The 19,096-nt window shown below is 61.0% G+C and carries 15 protein-coding genes, 1 tRNA gene and 1 pseudogene; 3 read left to right on the forward strand and 14 right to left on the reverse strand.

Annotation, left to right across the window (positions count from 1 at the left end; all coding sequences use genetic code 11):
* The 3 genes from AB4Z32_RS26815 to AB4Z32_RS26825 form a co-directional block, all read left to right on the forward strand.
* Window positions 1-212, forward strand: a 212-nt coding sequence (locus tag AB4Z32_RS26815) for a hypothetical protein (RefSeq protein WP_442124873.1), incomplete at its 5' end; no start/stop codon positions are given.
* A 70-nt stretch (window positions 213-282) separates the two neighbouring features.
* On the forward strand, window positions 283-672 hold the full coding sequence (locus tag AB4Z32_RS26820; RefSeq protein ID WP_442124874.1) for a hypothetical protein: 390 nt from the start codon (window positions 283-285) through the stop codon (window positions 670-672).
* A gap of 20 nt (window positions 673-692) precedes the next feature.
* Window positions 693-1,220: a DUF3828 domain-containing protein gene (locus AB4Z32_RS26825; RefSeq protein WP_442124875.1), complete on the forward strand. Its 528-nt coding sequence runs from the start codon at window positions 693-695 to the stop codon at window positions 1,218-1,220.
* On the opposite strand, the gene AB4Z32_RS26830 is transcribed toward AB4Z32_RS26825, so the two are convergent.
* From AB4Z32_RS26830 to AB4Z32_RS26895, 14 genes and pseudogenes are all read right to left on the reverse strand, one after another.
* Complete coding sequence (locus AB4Z32_RS26830) at window positions 1,221-1,742, reverse strand: GNAT family N-acetyltransferase (protein WP_442124876.1); 522 nt, start codon at window positions 1,740-1,742, stop codon at window positions 1,221-1,223. It lies immediately after the preceding gene.
* Window positions 1,739-2,323, reverse strand: coding sequence for a helix-turn-helix domain-containing protein (locus tag AB4Z32_RS26835; protein WP_442124877.1), 585 nt, complete (start codon window positions 2,321-2,323; stop codon window positions 1,739-1,741). The genes AB4Z32_RS26830 and AB4Z32_RS26835 overlap by 4 nt, the downstream gene beginning before the upstream one ends.
* A 52-nt stretch (window positions 2,324-2,375) precedes the next feature.
* Window positions 2,376-2,933, reverse strand: coding sequence for a cysteine hydrolase family protein (locus tag AB4Z32_RS26840; RefSeq protein WP_442124878.1), 558 nt, complete (start codon window positions 2,931-2,933; stop codon window positions 2,376-2,378).
* Window positions 2,934-3,011: 78 nt separating this feature from the next.
* Window positions 3,012-5,963, reverse strand: coding sequence for a carboxypeptidase regulatory-like domain-containing protein (locus AB4Z32_RS26845; RefSeq protein WP_442124879.1), 2,952 nt, complete (start codon window positions 5,961-5,963; stop codon window positions 3,012-3,014).
* Between the two features lie 393 nt (window positions 5,964-6,356).
* The gene (gene rpoC / locus AB4Z32_RS26850) at window positions 6,357-10,604 is read right to left on the reverse strand and encodes a DNA-directed RNA polymerase subunit beta' (RefSeq protein WP_442124880.1); all 4,248 of its coding nucleotides are present in this window, start codon (window positions 10,602-10,604) and stop codon (window positions 6,357-6,359) included.
* A 162-nt stretch (window positions 10,605-10,766) separates the two neighbouring features.
* Window positions 10,767-14,876, reverse strand: coding sequence for a DNA-directed RNA polymerase subunit beta (gene rpoB, locus AB4Z32_RS26855; protein ID WP_442124881.1), 4,110 nt, complete (start codon window positions 14,874-14,876; stop codon window positions 10,767-10,769).
* A 280-nt stretch (window positions 14,877-15,156) separates the two neighbouring features.
* The gene (gene rplL, locus AB4Z32_RS26860) at window positions 15,157-15,537 is read right to left on the reverse strand and encodes a 50S ribosomal protein L7/L12 (RefSeq protein ID WP_442124882.1); all 381 of its coding nucleotides are present in this window, start codon (window positions 15,535-15,537) and stop codon (window positions 15,157-15,159) included.
* Between the two features lie 54 nt (window positions 15,538-15,591).
* The gene (gene rplJ / locus AB4Z32_RS26865; protein ID WP_442124883.1) at window positions 15,592-16,128 is read right to left on the reverse strand and encodes a 50S ribosomal protein L10; all 537 of its coding nucleotides are present in this window, start codon (window positions 16,126-16,128) and stop codon (window positions 15,592-15,594) included.
* Window positions 16,129-16,483: 355 nt separating this feature from the next.
* A complete protein-coding gene (gene rplA, locus AB4Z32_RS26870; RefSeq protein WP_442124884.1) occupies window positions 16,484-17,179 on the reverse strand; it encodes a 50S ribosomal protein L1 in 696 nt (231 codons plus the stop codon).
* Window positions 17,180-17,611, reverse strand: coding sequence for a 50S ribosomal protein L11 (gene rplK, locus AB4Z32_RS26875; protein ID WP_258846865.1), 432 nt, complete (start codon window positions 17,609-17,611; stop codon window positions 17,180-17,182).
* Window positions 17,612-17,723: 112 nt separating this feature from the next.
* A complete protein-coding gene (gene nusG / locus AB4Z32_RS26880) occupies window positions 17,724-18,335 on the reverse strand; it encodes a transcription termination/antitermination protein NusG (RefSeq protein WP_442124885.1) in 612 nt (203 codons plus the stop codon).
* A complete protein-coding gene (gene secE / locus AB4Z32_RS26885) occupies window positions 18,335-18,724 on the reverse strand; it encodes a preprotein translocase subunit SecE (protein ID WP_442124886.1) in 390 nt (129 codons plus the stop codon). The genes nusG and secE overlap by 1 nt, the downstream gene beginning before the upstream one ends.
* A gap of 37 nt (window positions 18,725-18,761) precedes the next feature.
* Window positions 18,762-18,837, reverse strand: a tRNA-Trp gene (locus AB4Z32_RS26890).
* A gap of 110 nt (window positions 18,838-18,947) precedes the next feature.
* Window positions 18,948-19,096 (reverse strand): annotated as a pseudogene (locus AB4Z32_RS26895) (elongation factor Tu); the annotation flags it as partial.

A 19,096-nucleotide genomic window follows, 5' to 3' on the forward strand; every position in this document is an offset into this window, starting at 1 on the left:
AGATCTCGGATGACTACACCATCGGCCGCGGCCTGGCGCAGGATCCCAATGATCTGCTCTTCGGTAAAACGTTTCTTCATCTAGCCTCCATGTATAAAAATAACATGAAGACTAACTTTCTGATTGGCTACAAGATTCCGATCAGGTCAGGAGGACGGTACCAGGGTTCAGCACAAACATTCCTGACTTTAGGAAGTTTGCGCCTGCGCTAAAAAAGAAAGATTCAGGCTGAGGAGAATGGCGATGGTTAGTGCTGCCTTTGACATTCACATAGGAGACCGTATGCCTGAACCATCGATCGACGTGAAAGAGCTTTCACTCACATTACGTAAAAATGCGAAAGCACATAGTCTTGGACGTTGTGCACATCACGTCCGGCTCGCTCTGGAAGCAGGCGGCGCGAAAACCAGCGGCCACCCGGCACATGTAAAAGACTGGGGTGGGGTATTGTTAAGGAATGGCTATCAAAAGATAGGAGTCATCAGCCTCCAGTCTTATTCGGCCCGCGCAGGTGATATCGCCGTCATCCAGCCGTACACGGGCGGCAGCATATCCGGACATATTCAGGTATGGGATGGACAGCATTGGATTTCGGACTTTGTTCAGCGGGACTTCTGGCCTGGCCAAGGATACCGCAGTGCAAAGCCCAGCTTCGCCATCTATCGCCGTTAATCCCCTCGACAGGAGCCATCATGTTCGGATCACGTCATTTTGCGTTATTCCTTTCCATCGCACTGTCATGTTTTTGTTCCGCTATCGCGACGGCAGCAAATCCAGCGGCGGGCGAACAACTCATCAACGGTCTGTACAAGGATTTCGGCTGTCCCGGCCCGTCGGTATCCGCGTCCAAGTGCGACTCTCCTGAAGCCGATCGGCGAAAAGCCGTGACCGAGCAAAGCCGTTCCGTCCTCGGAAAATATTTCGATGGCCCTCTGGTTTCTTTGCTGGTGAAGGAGCGACAGTGCGTAACCAAAACACAGGAAATCTGCAATCTCGACTTCGATATGCTGTATGCATCGCAGGATCCAGGTGCGGTCGATCTCAGCATCAAAGCCGCAACGACAAACAGGGTCATCGTCAGTTTCCGCTATCCGTCGAACGGAGAGCGGATCACGATTCAATACCTGCTCGCGCCGACACGCAGTGGGCCACGGATCACCGATGTCATCTATCCGGACGATACCTCCCTCAAGAAACTGCTGATGACGAAGCTGCCGTAGTCAGATGTGCTTGTAGTAGAAGGCCGTCTGACACAGCGCGCCATCCGGCATGTACGCATAATCCGGCACCGCGCCGACCCGCTGCCAGCCCAGGCGCTCGTACAGCCTTTCGGCGGTGCTGCTGGCCGTATCGAGCACCAGCACGCGCCTGCCCTGCCCGCGCGCCGTATCCTCCACCGCTTCCATCAGCTTCCGGCCGATGCCGGCGCCGCGGGCGCGCCGGTGCACCAGCAGCTTGGCGACGTCGGCGCGGTGCGGCTGGTTCTCCGGCATGTCCGTGATCAGCTGGACGGTGCCGGCGATGCCCTCGTCATCCTCGGCCACGAGCAGGGTGCGCTCGCCGCGGGCGACGCCGTCCGCCACCTTGCGCCAGAAATCCAGGGCCGTCTCGCGCGCCATCGGCAGCATGAAGCTGACCGAGGCGCCGCCTTCGACGCAATCGAGCAGCACGTCGGCCAGCTGGCCGATGCGGTGCACGACTTCATCGGCGCGCAGCTGGCGGATGCTCGGGTCCTTCGTCATGCTTCCCTCCGCGGTGGCTTGTGCGCCTGCGAGACCAGCGAGACCAGATAGCGCGCCGGTTTGCCGGTCGGGTTGTGGTAGGCGATCGGCTGGTCGAGGCGCATGGCGAGGCAGTCGCCCGCGTTCAGGGTCCAGGAGGTGCCGCCGACGCCGACTTCCATCGTGCCCTCGATGATCCAGACCTGCTGGTGGACGTCGACGTCGCGCGCGCTGGTTTCATAAGCGACGCGCTGGCCCGCCGGAAAGCTGATCTCGACCAGCTGGATCGGCGAATACATGGCCGGCGACAGGTTGCGCCGCACGTAGCCGGAGGCGGGATCGGTCCATACAGGCTGGTCCTCGGCGCGTGCTACCGGCGACGGCGCATCGTCGGCCGGCTTCTCGAACAGCGAGGCGACCGTGACGCCGAGGGCGGCGGACAGCTTGTCCAGCACGGTGGCGGTGGCGCTGCTCTCGCCGCGTTCGATCAGCGAGATATTGGATTTGCTGACGCCGCTGCGTTCGGCCAGCAGCGCGAGCGTCAGTCCACGGGCGTCGCGCAGTTCGCGCAGGCGTTGGGCGATGAGGTGGTTGATGTCCATGAAATCCAGTATATAGGATAAATAAATCCTGTAAACTGGATTTTTTATCGCCTCAGGATGTCAGCTGCGCGATGACGTCGTCGGTGCAGAGCACCTGCGCATACTCCCCATGCAGGTTCGCCAGCGCCATCAGATGCACCTCCTCGGCGCTGCGCCAGGTGCCGCCGAAGTCCTGCTTGTCGAAGGCGAAGCAGGCATCCGCCGCCACCACTGTCCCGAAGCCCAGGTTGCCGGCCGTGCGCGCGCTCGCCTCCACCGAATTATTGGTGCTGACGCCGGCGATCACCAGATGCCGGATAGCGCGCGCATGCAGCCAGCGTTCGAGACTGGTGTGGATGAAGGCATCCGGCACGTTCTTCTCGACCACGTGCTCGTGCGGCAGCGGCAGGAAGCGCTCCTGGAACTCGGCGCCGCTCTGGCCGGGCGCGAACACGGACGCCGGCGAGCGGCTGATGTGGCGCACGCTGATGACCGGCTGGCCGGATTCGCGCCAGGCGGCGTGCAGGCGGGCGATGTTGTCTTCGGCCTGGGGGTTGTTCCTGGGTGGCAGGGTCGGGCTGCGCATGCCCTTCTGCATGTCGATGATGATCAGTGCGGTTTGTTCGCTCATGGCTTTTGGTTCGGGATGCAAAAAAAACCGGCCCCTTGCGAGGGCCGGCAAAGCTTAAGAAACTTCTTTGTTTTCAGCTTAGAAGCTGTAGCGTGCGCCGAAGTAGAAACGACGCGGGTCGTTCCAGGCGTTCGCCTCGCCGAACTTGTAGACGCCGTTGCCGGCTGCCAGCGGCATCGCCGTGGTGGCCGACTGCTTGTTCAGCACGTTGAAGACGTCGAGGAAGAACTCGACCTTCTGGCTGCCGGCGAACCTGTACTGGTACTTCAGGCGCACGTCGAAGGTGTAGTACGACGGGCCGGTAAAGGCGCCGATCGAACCCGGCGTGATCCACGAATCGAGCACGCCGCCATTCACGTACGGATCGTCCATGACCGGCAGGTAGCGGCTGGAGACCAGCTGGGTCTTGCTGTACAGGACGCCGCTGTTCCAGTTGAACACACCGCTCAGCTCGAGCCCGTTGTTGAAGAAGTAGGTGCCGTAGCCCTTGAACTGGTGCTTGATGTTGCCCGGCTGCGGGCCGTAGGCGTTCGGTGCGCGCGGATCGAGTGCAATCCAGTCGCCCTGGAAGTCGGCGGTACTGTCGGAGTTGGTATTGCCCTTGGCGTCGTTGTAGGTGTACGAAACCTGGCCCATCCAGTTATCGCGCTTTGCCTTGTTCAGGCTGACTTCGATGCCCTGGTAGTCGCGCTTGCCGCCTGCCAGCGTGCCGATCACATAGTTCGTTTTCGGTGCCGCGGAGTAGCCGAAGTACGAGTACGGCAGGTAGTAAGCCGAACCCGGGTAGGCGGAACCTTCCGGCGCGGTGGCGGCGGTGAGGCTCGGATCCGAGTACAGCGCCAGGTCGTAGTCCTCGAGCAGGTCGCGGGTGCGGCGCTTGGTGTAGGTGACCGACAGCGTGTAATCCTTGCCCAGGTTGGTGGCATAGCCGAGCATGAACTCGTCGGTGTACGGGGTCTTGGTCGACGGTGCGATCGCGGCATCCGAACCGCCACGCTGGCGGAAGGTCAGCCACTGGTTGCCCAGGTAGACCTGTTCATCCAGGATCGGACCGGTCACGTTGCCGGCGAAGTCGGACATGTTGTTGCGGATCGGGTCGTAGTAACGGCCCAGGAATGCCCAGACCTTGCTGCGGCCGTCGCCGTTCAGGTCATACACGGTCGAGAGGCGCGGCGCCAGTTCCCACTTGAACTTGGCGGTCTGCTTGCCGGCCGAATCGCGGTGCACCCACTCTTCGGTGCGCACGCCGGCGTTGACCGTCAGCTTGTCCTTCGTCCACGTGTCCTGCAGGTAGAAGGCTTTGCCGGTCGCTTCCACGGTGTACGGCGCAACGCGCGAGTTGAAGATGCGATAGGCGTTCACCTGCCCGTTCGGATTACCGGCCGTGCTGGCGAACTTGTAGGCCCGGATCTCGGGGTCGGTGACGACGCCGTCGTGGTTCGTGTCGAGCAGGCCCAGGAAGTAGGTCTTGTTCGGGCTGGCGTTGATCGCATCGATGATACGCGGGATATCGCCGGCGGCCAGGCTCTTCGAACCCGTCCAGCCGGAACCGACGTGCTGGGCAAAGGTGACGCCGGTGTTGGCTGCCGCGATGGAGGTGTAGTTCGCGTTCTCCGGGCCGGTCCGGTAGGCATCCGAGGTGTAGGAGTCGGTGGAATTCACGAAGCCGGACTTGAAGGTGTGGGTACCCGCGGTGGCGGTTTCGAGGAAGTACTCGGCATTGAGGCCCCACTCCTTGCGGTTGCGCCACGAGACCGAGTTCGAACCGGCACCACCCAGGCTACGCTCGGCGATGGTCGGCGTCGTGGTCGGCCTGAAGAAGGCAACGTTGTTGAGGGTCGACTGGTCGGCCGCGAAAGTCGACAGCTGGCCCTTGTGCTTGAAGGCATAGGCGTTCACCCGCAGGTTGTCCATGTCGCGCGAGTATTCGACCTTGTTGTTGGTGCCGCCCTGCTCCTGACGCGTGTCGCGGTTGTTCAGCGTGGTCGCCGTGGTCGAACCGCTGATCCTGGTCGGGTCGTTGAAGAAGCTGTACGACAGGCGGTCGTTATCGGTCGGTTGCCAGGTCAGCTTGGCGAAGCCCAGCTTGTCGTCGCGCTTCACCTTGCGCATGAAGTCGCCGGTCGAGGCGTTGGTCACGTCGGTGTCGCGGCCCTTCTTCTGGTACGAGGTGAAGAACCACAGCTTGTCCTTGATGATCGGACCGCCGAGCGTGAAGGCCGTATCGTAGGTCGAGAAGCCGGAGTTGGTGTTGTGCTGGTTCTTCGACACCAGCCTGTCGTTCTGGAAGTAGTAGTTGACCGAGCCGTGGAACTCGTTACCACCCGACTTGGTGATCACCTTCGAGACCAGGCCCGAACCGCCTGCGTACTCGGCCGGGATGCCGCCGGTGAGGATCTGCTGTTCCTGGATGATCTCGGAGTTGATGTTCGAACCGAAGGTGCCGGTCAACGGGTCGGTGACGTCGACGCCGTCGAGGATGTAGACGTTGTCCGAGGAGGTGCCGGTGGCGCCGCCGATGTCCGCGTAGTTGACGCCGGATTTCGAGGACGGGTTGCCGCCGGCGGAAGGTTTCACGCCCGGCACCAGCTGCAGATAGCCCTGGTAGCTACGGGTGGTCGGGAGCGCTTCGACGACGGCGAGGTTCAGGATGGTGCCGACGGTGGCGGAGGTGGTGTCCACCTGGGCCAGGCGCGAACCGGTGACGACCACCTGTTGCGCACCGCCTGCGCCGCCGGCGTCGGCCAGGTTATAGCTCACGCTGGGGTTGGAGCCGCTGACCACCGCGACGCCGGTGGCATTGAAGGCCGAATAGCCGGGCGCTACCACTTCGATCTTGTAGTCGCTTGCCGGGTCCAGGCCCGCAACGCGGACCGAACCATCCGCCTCGGTCACGACAGTCTTGGTCACCAGGCTGCTTGGCGAGCTGATCTTCACCGTCGCGCCAGCGACAGGCTTGCCACCCGCTCCGGTAATCGAAATGCGCAGGCCGCCGGTTTCAGCAGCCCATGCGGCGCCGATGAAGCACATACCGACTGCCAGTGAAACTGCGGACCGGCGCAGCACGGACACTCTCGACACTTGTTTTTCTTTATGCAACATATCTCTCCCTATTATTAAGACAACTGGACAACAGATACATCAGCAAACGACAAGTCTTCCCGGCAGGTCTTCTTTACATAACTTTACACACGAAAGAACTTGTATCAGCTCTTGCAAAATATTTTCGTTACGAAAACTTCACGAGTATTAACATTTGGTAATGTTGTGTCAATGCAAATGTCTAGACAAGGTGGCGTATGCACAACATACGCATGGGATATGCACGGCGAATTGACATTTCCGATGGGCGAAAAAAAACGGCACCCGAAGGTGCCGTTCCTGGCTAGCCGGTGAACCGGCTAAAAGCTGAAGCGCAGTGGATTACTCGCCGTCGCCATGATGCTGCTCGATCGAAGCCGCAGCATTCTGCTGGTCTTCCATCGCCTGCAGCTCGGCAGCCATATTGGCCTTCTCCTGCTGCAGCAGCTGCTGGCGCTCTTCCGCTTCCCACGCCTCTTTTTCCTTGCGGGCGCGGTGGAAGGCCAGACCGGTACCGCCAGGGATCAGGCGGCCGACGATGACGTTTTCCTTCAGGCCGCGCAGACCGTCGCGCTTGCCCATGATCGCCGCTTCGGTCAGCACGCGGGTGGTTTCCTGGAACGATGCGGCCGAGATGAAGGAGTCGGTCGACAGCGATGCCTTGGTAATACCGAGCAGCACGTTTTCGTAAGTCGCCGGCAGCTTGCCCGCGGCTTCGATGCGGTCGTTCGCTTCCAGCAGTTCCGAACGCTCCACCTGCTCGCCGACGATGTAGTCGGTGTCGCCGGCTTCGACGATCTGGACACGGCGCAGCATCTGGCGAACGATCACCTCGATGTGCTTGTCGTTGATCTTCACGCCCTGCAGACGGTACACGTCCTGCACTTCGTCGACGATGTAGCGGGCCAGCGCTTCGATACCCAGCAGGCGCAGGATGTCCTGAGGATCGGCCGGGCCGTCCACGATCATCTCGCCCTTGTTCACCACCTGGCCGTCGTGCACCAGCACTTGCTTGTCCTTGGTGATCAGGAACTCGTGCTTGTTGCCGTCCATGTCGGTGATTTCCAGGCGCTGCTTGCCCTTGGTTTCCTTACCGAAGGCGACCGTACCGGTGACTTCCGCCAGCATGCCGGCGTCTTTCGGCGAACGGGCTTCGAACAGCTCGGCAACGCGCGGCAGACCACCGGTAATGTCACGGGTCTTCTGCGACTCGGTCGGGATACGTGCCAGCACTTCACCCACCGATGCCTGCTGGCCGTCCTTCACCATGATCAGCGCGCCGACCTGGAAGCCGATCGTCACGGCGTGCTCGGTGCCGGCGATCTTGACTTCCTGGCCTTCTTCGTTCAGCAGCTTGACCTGCGGACGCAGGGTCTTGCCCGAACCGCGGCGCTTCGGATCGATCGCGACCAGGGTCGACAGGCCAGTGACCTCATCGACCTGGCGCGCGACGGTGACGCCCTCTTCCACGTTTTCGAACTTGATCGTGCCGCCGTATTCCGTGATGATCGGACGGGTCAGCGGATCCCAGGTTGCCAGCGCCACGCCGGCCTTCACCACCATGCCGTCATGGACGGTCAGGGTCGCGCCGTACGGCACCTTGTGACGCTCGCGCTCACGGCCGTGGTCGTCGGTGATCAGCACTTCGCCCGAACGCGAGATGACGATCTGCGCGCCCTTGCCGTTGGTGACGTAACGCATGGTCGCGGTGAAGCGGACCGTGCCGTTCGACTTGGCTTCGACCGACGATGCCACCGCCGCACGCGATGCCGCACCACCGATGTGGAAAGTACGCATGGTCAGCTGGGTACCCGGCTCACCGATCGACTGCGCAGCGACCACACCGACCGCTTCGCCGCTGTTCACCAGCATGCCGCGGCCCAGGTCACGGCCGTAGCACTTCGCGCACAGGCCATAACGGGTGTCGCAGTTCAGCGGGGTGCGGACCTTGACTTCGTCGATACCGACGCGCTCGATCTCTTCGACCATGTCTTCGTCCAGCAGGGTGCCGGCTTCGAACAGGGTCTCCTGCGTTTCCGGATTGACGATGTCGGTGCCTGCGACGCGGCCGAGGATACGGTCGCGCAGCGGCTCGATGACTTCACCGCCTTCGACCATCGCCTTCATGTGCGTGCCGTTGGTGGTGCCGCAATCGTCCTCGATCACCACCAGGTCCTGGGTCACGTCGACCAGGCGGCGGGTCAGGTAACCCGAGTTCGCGGTCTTCAGCGCGGTGTCGGCCAGACCCTTACGGGCGCCGTGGGTCGAGATGAAGTACTGCAGAACGTTCAGGCCTTCGCGGAAGTTCGCGGTAATCGGCGTCTCGATAATCGAGCCGTCCGGCTTGGCCATCAGGCCTCGCATACCGGCCAGCTGGCGAATCTGGGCTGCCGAACCACGGGCGCCCGAGTCGGCCATCATGTAAATCGCGTTGAACGATTCCTGGGTGCCGTGGCTGCCGTCGCGCTTGACGACCGGTTCCACTTTCAGCTGGTCCATCATCGCCTTGCCGACTTCGTCCGAGGTCTTGCCCCAGATGTCGACGACCTTGTTGTAACGCTCGCCGGCGGTGACCAGACCCGAAGCGTACTGCTGCTCGATCTGCTTCACTTCCGCTTCGGCGGTCGCGATCATGGTCTTCTTGACGTCCGGGATCAGCATGTCGTCCACGGCGATCGAGATACCGGCGCGGGTCGCCAGGCGGAAGCCCGACTGCATCAGCTTGTCGGCAAACACGACGGTGGCACGCAGGCCGCACTTGCGGAACGAAGTGTTGATCAGCTTCGAGATTTCCTTCTTCTTCAGCGCGCGGTTCAGCACCGAGAACGGCAGGCCTTTCGGCAGGATCTCGGACAGGATCGCACGGCCGACCGTGGTCTCGTAGCGGGTCAGGGTCTGGTCGAAACCGCCCTGCTCGTTCTTCGGGAACTCGACGATACGCACGGTGATGCGGGTCGCCAGCTCGACTTCCTTGTTGTCGTACGCGCGGATGACTTCCGACACGTCCGGGAACATCATGCCTTCGCCCTTGGCGTTGATCGCCTCGCGGGTCGCGTAGTACAGACCCAGCACGATATCCTGGGACGGCACGATCGACGGTTCGCCGTTCGACGGGAACAGGATGTTGTTCGAGGCCAGCATCAGGGTGCGGGCTTCCATCTGCGCTTCGATCGACAGCGGGACGTGGACTGCCATCTGGTCACCGTCGAAGTCGGCGTTGAACGCCGCGCAGACCAGCGGGTGCAGCTGGATTGCCTTGCCTTCGATCAGCACCGGCTCGAACGCCTGGATACCCAGACGGTGCAGGGTCGGCGCACGGTTCAGCATGACCGGGTGTTCCTTGATGACTTCTTCGAGGATGTCCCACACGACTGGCTCTTGCTGCTCTACCAGCTTCTTCGCGGCCTTGATGGTCGTTGCCAGACCCATCAGTTCCAGCTTGTTGAAGATAAAAGGTTTAAACAGCTCGAGGGCCATCAGCTTCGGCAGGCCGCACTGGTGCAGTTTCAGCTGCGGACCCACCACGATGACCGAACGGCCCGAGTAGTCGACGCGCTTGCCCAGCAGGTTCTGACGGAAGCGGCCGCCCTTACCCTTGATCATTTCGGCCAGCGACTTCAGCGGACGCTTGTTGGCGCCGGTCATCGCCTTGCCGCGACGGCCGTTGTCCAGCAGCGAGTCCACTGCTTCCTGCAGCATGCGCTTCTCGTTACGCGTAATGATTTCCGGCGCGCGCAGTTCCATCAGGCGCTTCAGACGGTTGTTACGGTTGATGACGCGGCGGTACAGGTCGTTCAGGTCGGAGGTCGCGAAACGGCCGCCATCCAGCGGGACGAGCGGACGCAGCTCCGGCGGCAGAACCGGGAGCACTTCCATGATCATCCACTCGGGCTTGATGCCCGAGCGCTGGAATGCCTCGAGCACTTTCAGGCGCTTGGCGTATTTCTTGATCTTCGCTTCCGACTTCGACTCTTTCAGTTCGACGCGCAGCGCTTCGGCTTCGCGGTCGATGTCGATCGAGCGCAGCAGTTCACGGATGCCTTCGGCGCCCATGAATGCGGTGAAATCGTCGCCGTACTCTTCGTACTTGGCGGCGTAGTCGTCTTCCGACATGATCTGGCACTTCTTCAGCGGGGTCATGCCCGGATCGGTCACGACGTATGCTTCGAAGTACAGAACGCGTTCGATATCGCGCAGGGTCATGTCCAGGACCATGCCCAGACGCGACGGCAGCGATTTCAGGAACCAGATGTGGGCGACCGGCGAGGCCAGCTCGATGTGGCCCATGCGCTCACGGCGCACCTTGGCCAGCGTGACTTCGACGCCGCACTTCTCGCAGATSACGCCGCGGTGCTTCAGGCGCTTGTATTTGCCGCACAGGCACTCGTAGTCCTTGATCGGGCCAAAGATCTTGGCGCAGAACAGACCGTCACGCTCCGGCTTGAAGGTACGGTAGTTGATGGTTTCCGGCTTCTTGACTTCGCCGTACGACCACGAACGGATTTTCTCGGGCGACGCCAGRCCAATCTTGATGGCGTCGAAGCTCTCGTTTTGCTGAACTTGCTTGAATAGATCGAGCAGTGCTTTCATTTATCACTCCGGGTGATTGAATTCTTTACTTCCTACCACGCTACGCTTACTTCGTCGTCCCCGCGAAGGCGGGAACCCAAGTTCGTGGCATACCGCCAAACTTGGATCCCCGCCTTCGCGGGGACGACGGTACCGGCATAGCCGCGGTACCGTACTGCTGTCTTAGTTGCGTTCCAGATCGATATCGATACCCAGCGAACGAATCTCTTTCACCAGCACGTTGAACGATTCCGGCATACCTGCATCGATCACGTGGTCGCCCTTGACCAGGTTCTCGTACACCTTGGTACGGCCATTCACGTCGTCCGACTTCACGGTCAGCATTTCCTGCAGCACGTACGAGGCGCCGTACGCTTCCAGTGCCCACACCTCCATCTCACCGAAGCGCTGGCCACCGAACTGGGCTTTACCGCCCAGCGGCTGCTGGGTCACCAGCGAGTACGGGCCGGTCGAACGGGCGTGCATCTTGTCGTCGACCAGGTGGTGCAGCTTCAGCATGTGCATGAAGCCGACGGTGACCTTGCGCTCGAATGCTTCGCCGGTGCGGCCGTCGTACATCGTGACCTGGTTCTTCGACGGGGTCATGCCCAGGTGGGCCGCGATCTCGTCCGGGAAGGCCAGATCCAGCATGCGGCGGATTTCATCTTCGTGCGCACCGTCGAACACCGGGGTCGCGAACGGCACGCCGTTCTTGAGGTTGTTCGCCAGTTCGACGATTTCCTCGTCGCTGAAGCTGTCCAGGTCTTCCGACTTGCCGGTCTCGTTGTAGATCTTGCCCAGGAAAGCGCGCAGCTGCTCGGTCTGTGCCTTGGCCTTGATCATTTCGCCCAGACGCAGGCCCAGACCCTTCGCTGCCCAACCGAGGTGGGTTTCCAGGATCTGACCGACGTTCATACGCGATGGCACGCCCAGCGGGTTCAGCACGACGTCGGCCGGGGTACCGTCAGCCATGAACGGCATGTCTTCCACCGGAACGATACGCGAGACCACACCCTTGTTACCGTGACGGCCTGCCATCTTGTCGCCCGACTGCAGGCGGCGCTTGACGGCCAGGTAGACCTTGACCATCTTCTGCACGCCCGGCTGCAGCTCGTCGCCCTGGGTCAGCTTCTTGCGCTTCTCTTCGAAGGCCAGGTCGAACTGGTGACGCTTCTCGTTGATCGACTCCTTCATCGCCTCCAGTGCGTTGGCGGTTTCGTCGTCGCTCGGCCTGATGTCGAACCAGTGGAACTTGTCGAGGTCAGCCAGGTATTCCTTGCTGATCACGGCGCCCTTGGCCAGCTTCTTCGGACCGCCGTTGACGGTCTTGCCGACCAGCAGACGTTCCAGACGCTGGAAGGCGTCGCCTTCGACAATACGCAGCTGGTCGTTCAGGTCCAGGCGGAAGCGCTTCAGCTCGTCGTCGATGATCTGCTGGGCGCGCTTGTCGCGGACGATGCCTTCACGGGTGAAGACTTGCACGTCGATCACGGTACCGACCATGCCCGACGGCACGCGCAGCGAGGTGTCCTTCACGTCGGACGCTTTTTCGCCGAAGATCGCGCGCAGCAGCTTCTCTTCCGGGGTCAGCTGGGTTTCGCCTTTCGGGGTCACCTTACCGACCAGCACGTCGCCGGCCTGCACTTCGGCACCGATATAGACGATGCCGGATTCATCCAGACGCGCCAGCTGGTTCTCAGCCAGGTTCGAGATGTCGCGGGTGATTTCTTCAGGACCCAGCTTGGTGTCGCGGGCAACCACCGACAGTTCCTCGATGTGGATCGAGGTGTAGCGGTCGTCCTTGACGACATTCTCCGAGATGAGGATCGAGTCCTCGAAGTTCAGGCCGTTCCACGGCATGAAGGCCACCAGCATGTTCTGGCCCAGTGCCAGTTCGCCCAGGTCGGTCGAGGCGCCGTCGGCGATGACGTCGCCGCGTGCCACGCGATCGCCCACTTTCACGATCGGACGCTGGTTGATGTTGGTGTTCTGGTTCGAACGGGTGTACTTGATCAGGTTGTAGATGTCCACACCGACTTCGCCGGCTTGCGCCTCGTCGTCGTTCACGCGGATCACCACACGGCCGGCGTCGACGTAGTCGACCAGGCCGCCACGGGTGGCCTGCACGGTGGTGCCCGAGTCGACCGCCACGGTGCGCTCGATGCCGGTACCGACGAAGGCTTTTTCCGGACGCAGGCAAGGCACGGCCTGGCGCTGCATGTTAGCGCCCATCAGTGCACGGTTCGCGTCATCGTGCTCGAGGAACGGAATCAGCGAAGCTGCCACCGACACGACCTGGCCCGGGGCCACGTCCATGTACTGGATGCGTTCCGGCGAGACCAGGATGGTTTCGCCTGCTTCACGTGCCGACACCAGTTCGTCGACCAGCTGGCCTTCCGCGTTGATCGCGGCGTTCGCCTGGGCGATGATGTAGCGGCCTTCTTCGATCGCCGACAGGTATTCGATCTTGTCGGTGACTTTCGAACCTTCGACCTTGCGGTACGGGGTTTCCAGGAAGCCGTATTCGTTCAGGCGGGCATACAGTGCCAGCGAGTTGATCAGGCCGATGTTCGGGCCTTCAGGCGTTTCGATCGGGCACACGCGGCCGTAGTGGGTCGGGTGCACGTCGCGCACTTCGAAGCCGGCGCGTTCGCGGGTCAGGCCGCCCGGGCCCAGTGCGGAAACGCGGCGCTTGTGCGTGATTTCCGACAGCGGGTTGGTCTGGTCCATGAACTGCGACAGCTGCGACGAACCGAAGAATTCGCGGATCGCGGCCGAGATCGGCTTGCTGTTGATCAGGTCGTGCGGCATCAGGTTGTCGGCTTCGGCCTGGCCCAGACGCTCCTTGACGGCGCGCTCGACGCGCACGAGACCGGCGCGGAACTGGTTCTCGGCCAGTTCGCCCACGCAACGCACGCGGCGGTTACCCAGGTGGTCGATGTCGTCGACTTCGCCGCGGCCATTGCGCAGCTCGACCAGGATCTTGATCACGGCCAGGATGTCTTCGTTCGACAGGGTCATGTCGCCGACCAGTTCGTCACGGCCGATACGGCGGTTGAACTTCATGCGGCCGACGGCCGACAGGTCGTAACGTTCCGGGCTGTAGAACAGGCCGTTGAACAGGGCTTCCACCGACTCTTCGGTCGGCGGTTCGCCAGGACGCATCATGCGGTAGATCGCCACGCGTGCGGCGGTCTGGTCGGCGGTGTCGTCGGTGCGCAGGGTCTGCGAGATGTAGGCGCCCTGGTCCAGGTCGTTGGTGTACAGGGTCTGGATGGACGCGATGTTGGCGTCGCGCAGCTTGCCCAGCAGCTCGTCGGTCAGCTCGTCGTTGGCGTTGGCGATGATCTCGCCGGTTTCGCCGTCGACCACGTTATTGGCCAGCACGCGGCCGACCAGGTAGTCTTCGGGCACCGAGATATAGGTGATGCCGGCGGCTTCGATGTCGCGCACGTGCTTGGCGTTGATGCGCTTGTCTTTTTGCACCAGGGTCTTGCCGGTCTTCGGATCGACGATGTCGAAGCGCGCGACTTCGCCGCGCAGGCGCTCGGCCACGAATTCCAGTTCCGCGCCTTCCGAGCGCAGATTGAAGTTGTCGAACACGAAGAAGTTGGCGAGGATCTGCTCCGGCGTCATGCCGATGGCTTTCAGCAGGATCGTCACCGGCATCTTGCGGCGGCGGTCGACGCGGAAGAACAGGATGTCCTTCGGGTCGAATTCGAAGTCCAGCCAGGAGCCGCGGTAGGGAATGATACGTGCCGAGAACAGCAGCTTGCCCGACGAGTGGGTCTTGCCGCGGTCGTGCTCGAAGAACACGCCCGGCGAGCGGTGCAGCTGCGAGACGATCACGCGTTCGGTGCCGTTGATGACGAACGAGCCGTTGGCGGTCATGAGCGGCAGTTCGCCCATGTACACTTCCTGTTCCTTCATCTCTTTCACGACCGGCTTGGTCGGCGATTCCTTGTCCAGGATCACCAGACGCACCTTGGCGCGCAGCGGCGACGCGAAGGTCAGACCGCGTTGTTGGCATTCCTTGACATCGAAAGCGGGGTCACCCAGCACGTATGAGAGGAACTCGAGGCGCGCAAAACCGTTGTGCGACACGATCGGGAAAATGGAGCTGAAAGCCGACTGCAGGCCTTCGTTCTTGCGTGCGGAGGGACCTGCGTCCGCCTGCAGGAAATTCTCGTAAGACTCCAGCTGTGTAGCCAGGAGATAGGGAACGTTGTGAACGTTGGCGCGCTTCGCGAACGACTTGCGAATGCGTTTCTTCTCAGTAAATGAGTAGTGCATGGACACTCCGTGAGTGACAGAAAGGGATGAGACTTCAGGAATTGCCAGTGGTCGACGCACCACATGCAAGGCCTCAAAACTCGTCGCGTTCCGCCAGGTATTAAGGGACAGCCGGTACTGCTGTGATACGATTACTGCTGATTACTGCTGTGCTGCCGGGGTAGTACAAGTGCTGCAGGGACGACAAAAGAGCCAAAGCCGCATACCCCACCTTCCGGCGGGGGTCTGCAAGCTTTGACTCCGGCTCGGGGCGCCTTTGCCAGCGCCCTTTGCATATGTATTACTTGAGCTCGGCCTTGGCGCCAGCTTCTTCCAGCTTCTTCTTGGCGGCTTCAGCGTCAGCTTTCGGCAGGGCTTCCTTGACGGTCTTCGGTGCGCCGTCGACCAGGTCCTTGGCTTCTTTCAGGCCCAGACCGGTGATTTCGCGGACGGCCTTGATGACGCCGACCTTGTTCGCGCCGACTTCAGCCAGCACGACGTTGAATTCGGTCTGCTCTTCAGCAGCGGCTGCGCCGGCGCCAGCGGCACCGCCAGCTGCCGGGGCTGCCATTGCAGCTGCCGACACGCCGAACTTCTCTTCGAAAGCCTTGACCAGGTCGTTCAGTTCCATGACCGACATTGCGCCAACTGCGTCCAGGAACTCTTCTTTGCTAATTGCCATTTGAAACTCCAAATATTTAGTGTGTGATTAGTACTTGAGCAAAAAAGCCAGGGCTTATTCAGCCGCTGCCGGTTCCGCTTCGGCTTCTGCCGGAGCTGCGGAACCTTCGCCTTTTTGTGCTGCCACGGCAGCCAGAACTCGTGCAAAGCCGGAAACCGGAGCCTGCATGACGCCCAGCAGCTGGGCGATGAGGACTTCACGGCTCGGGATGCTTGCCAGCGCGGTGACGCCAGCGACATCCAGGTTCTTACCAGCGTAGTTACCGCCCTTCACCACCAGCTTGTCGTTGGTTTTGGAGAAGTCAGCGATCACTTTAGCTGCGGCAACGGCGTCATCCGAGATCGAGTAGATCAGCGGACCAACCATGGTCTCAGCCAGCGGTGCGAACTGGGTGCCTTCCACAGCGCGACGTGCCAGCGTGTTCTTCAGAACACGCAGGTACACACCCTGCGAACGAGCATTTGCACGGAGTTTCGTCAGAGCACTAACCTGGATGCCACGGTACTCGGCGACGACGATGGTTTGCGCGGTTGCTACTTTTGCGCTAACTTCTTCGACGACGACCTTTTTGTCATTCAGATTAAGACCCACGGTCAATCTCCTTAAATGATGTGAGGGACATCCCCCGCATCGGTTCGAACACGGCGTCCGAAGTTAAGAAGTACGACAAAAGCATCGACTACAAAACTTGTTCGGGTTCGCCATCTGCGTTGGGTTTGTCTATTAACCTCCGGCCAGTGCTAAAACTCGCTCTGCTTTCGGCCCAACGGTCTTTGATTGCCTGGCGGGTTGCCCCACCAGCCCAAAGATCTGCCCCGCGTAACAACTACAGGGTCTAAAACTTGGATCCCCGCCTTCGCGGGGACGACGAAGCCAGTTAACCTGGCTTCGTCGAAGAAGCCAGTCAACCCGGCTTCGTCGAAGAGCGCTAACGCTCCGTTATTTCTTAGGCAGCCAGGGTGCCCTGGTCGACGCGGACGCCAGCGCCCATGGTCGACGACAGAGCGACCTTGCGCAGGTACACGCCTTTCGACGATGCCGGCTTGGCCTTGTTCAGGGCGTCGATCAGTGCGACCAGGTTGGTCTTCAGCTGTTCGTCCGAGAACGACTTGCGGCCGATGGTGGCGTGAACGATACCAGCCTTGTCGGTACGGTACTGAACCTGACCGGCCTTGGCGTTCTTGACGGCGGTAGCGACGTCCGGGGTCACGGTGCCGACCTTCGGGTTCGGCATCAGGCCGCGCGGGCCCAGGATCTGACCCAGGGTACCGACGATACGCATGGTGTCCGGCGAAGCGATCACGATGTCGAACGGCATGTCGCCGGCCTTCACGCGCTCTGCCAGGTCTTCCATACCGACGATGTCGGCGCCGGCGGCTTTAGCCTGCTCGGCCTTGTCGCCCTGTGCGAACACAGCGACGCGGACGGTCTTGCCGGTACCTGCCGGCAGAACGACGGAACCGCGAACGACCTGGTCCGACTTCTTCGGGTCCACGCCCAGCTGGACGGCGACGTCGATCGACTCGTTGAACTTGGCGGTAGCGAATTCTTTGACGATTGCGACTGCGTTGTCGAAAGCGTAGACCTTGTTACGATCCACTTTGGCTTTCATTTCTTTGACGCGCTTGGACAGCTTAGCCATTTAGATACCCTCCACCGTGATGCCCATCGAACGTGCCGAGCCGGCGATGACGCGCACAGCGGCGTCCAGGTCGGCAGCGGTCAGGTCCGGCTGTTTGGTTTTTGCGATTTCTTCAGCCTGGGCGCGGGTCAGGGTGCCGACCTTGTCGGTGTGCGGCTTGGCCGAACCCTTGGTGACGCCCGACAGCTTCTTGATCAGGTAGGTCGCCGGCGGGGTCTTCATCTCGAAGGTGAAGGACTTGTCCGCGAAGGCGGTGATCACCACCGGAATCGGCATGCCCGGTTCCATGCCTTGGGTCTTGGCATTGAAGGCCTTGCAGAATTCCATGATGTTCAGACCGCGCTGGCCCAGGGCCGGACCGATCGGGGGGGAGGGGTTTGCTTTACCAGCCGGCACTTGCAGCTTGATAAAACCGATGATTTTCTTTGCCATGATGGCTCCTAATCTCTCGATTGAGTGGTAGCGCTCCACCTGTACCACTTATCAGGCGGAGCTCCTCTTACCGGATTCCGCCTTGCTGCTGCGACGCTCCGATTCAGCGCTTTTAGACTTTCTCTACCTGCCCGAACTCCAGTTCCACCGGAGTTGCGCGGCCGAAGATGGTGACAGTGACACGCACCTTCGATTTTTCGTAGTTGACTTCCTCGACGTTGCCGTTGAAGTCGGTGAACGGGCCTTCCTTGATACGCACCTGTTCGCCCACTTCGTACAGCACTTTGGGCCTCGGCTTTTCGACGCCTTCCTGGACCTGCTGCATGATCTTGTCGATTTCGCGGGCCGGGATCGGGGTCGGCTTGTTGCTCTTGCCGCCGATGAAGCCGGTGACTTTCGGCGTGTTCTTCACGAGGTGCCAGGACTCATCGGTCATTTCCATCTCGACCAGCACATAACCCGGGAAGAAGCGGCGCTCGGACACCGATTTGCTGCCGTTCTTGACCTCGACCACTTCTTCGGTCGGGACCAGGATGCGGCCGAATTGTTCTTGCATGCCGCCGCGCTCGATGCGTTCGGTCAGGCCGCGCATCACGCTCTTTTCCATGCCGGAATAGACATGCACGACGTACCAGCGCTTGTTGCTGACCGGAGTACTCAGCGGCGCACCAGCGTCTTGTGCCGGGGCGTCGCCCGGCACGTTATCTTGCACGTTTTCGCTCATTATTGTTTCCACCCCAGGATCACGTCGTACATCAGGAATTCGAGAATCTTATCCGTGCCCCACAGGAAAATCGCCATCACGAGGACGAAACCGAAAACCACCATGGTGATCTGGGTCGCTTCCTTGCGAGTGGGCCAAACAACCTTCTTCGTCTCGCGCACGGCCTCTTTGGCGAAGCCCAGGAAGTCGCGCCCGGTAGCGGAAGTCCACAACAGCAGGACGGCAACGACCAAACCAGCCACGAGTGCGCCTGCGCACACCAGAGCTGGTTTGTTCTGGCCTTTCAGAATGAAAAAGCCAACCACGCCTGCAATCGTAGCAATCGCTGCCAGCGCAACCTTGAACTTGTCGTTCGAGGTGCTGACGGTTTGCACGGATTGATTAGACATACTTAATTTACTTTCGGGTGCTGAGCACCGAATTCGGTGGCAGGGGAGGAGGGAATCGAACCCGCGACCTTCGGTTTTGGAGACCGACGCTCTGCCAATTGAGCTACTCCCCTACATAAACTTCTAGCTGAATCGAGCATTATACGCGGTGCGGACGCACCGCGCAACACTCTGTTGTTGGGAGGAACAGGAACGTCCCTCCCGGTGTGAAGCTATTTACTGCTTAGGCGATGATCTTGGCAACCACGCCGGCGCCGACGGTACGGCCGCCTTCGCGGATTGCGAAGCGCAGACCTTCTTCCATCGCGATCGGGGCGATCAGCTTGACGGTGATCGACACGTTATCGCCCGGCATCACCATTTCTTTGTCGG

It is taken from the genome of Massilia sp. 2TAF26, from assembly GCF_052115005.1.
Classification (GTDB): Bacteria; Pseudomonadota; Gammaproteobacteria; order Burkholderiales; family Burkholderiaceae_D; genus Telluria.

Bases quoted from the DNA above. Each gene is read 5' to 3' on its own strand.
- AB4Z32_RS26820 (WP_442124874.1), top strand. From the start codon at position 283: ATGCCTGAACCATCGATCGACGTGAAAGAGCTTTCACTCACATTACGT.
- AB4Z32_RS26825 (WP_442124875.1), top strand. From the start codon at position 693: ATGTTCGGATCACGTCATTTTGCGTTATTCCTTTCCATCGCACTGTCA.
- AB4Z32_RS26830 (WP_442124876.1), bottom strand. From the start codon at position 1,742: ATGACGAAGGACCCGAGCATCCGCCAGCTGCGCGCCGATGAAGTCGTG.
- AB4Z32_RS26835 (WP_442124877.1), bottom strand. From the start codon at position 2,323: ATGGACATCAACCACCTCATCGCCCAACGCCTGCGCGAACTGCGCGAC.
- AB4Z32_RS26840 (WP_442124878.1), bottom strand. From the start codon at position 2,933: ATGAGCGAACAAACCGCACTGATCATCATCGACATGCAGAAGGGCATG.
- AB4Z32_RS26845 (WP_442124879.1), bottom strand. From the start codon at position 5,963: ATGTGCTTCATCGGCGCCGCATGGGCTGCTGAAACCGGCGGCCTGCGC.
- rpoB (WP_442124881.1), bottom strand. From the start codon at position 14,876: ATGCACTACTCATTTACTGAGAAGAAACGCATTCGCAAGTCGTTCGCG.
- rplL (WP_442124882.1), bottom strand. From the start codon at position 15,537: ATGGCAATTAGCAAAGAAGAGTTCCTGGACGCAGTTGGCGCAATGTCG.
- rplA (WP_442124884.1), bottom strand. From the start codon at position 17,179: ATGGCTAAGCTGTCCAAGCGCGTCAAAGAAATGAAAGCCAAAGTGGAT.
- rplK (WP_258846865.1), bottom strand. From the start codon at position 17,611: ATGGCAAAGAAAATCATCGGTTTTATCAAGCTGCAAGTGCCGGCTGGT.
- nusG (WP_442124885.1), bottom strand. From the start codon at position 18,335: ATGAGCGAAAACGTGCAAGATAACGTGCCGGGCGACGCCCCGGCACAA.
- secE (WP_442124886.1), bottom strand. From the start codon at position 18,724: ATGTCTAATCAATCCGTGCAAACCGTCAGCACCTCGAACGACAAGTTC.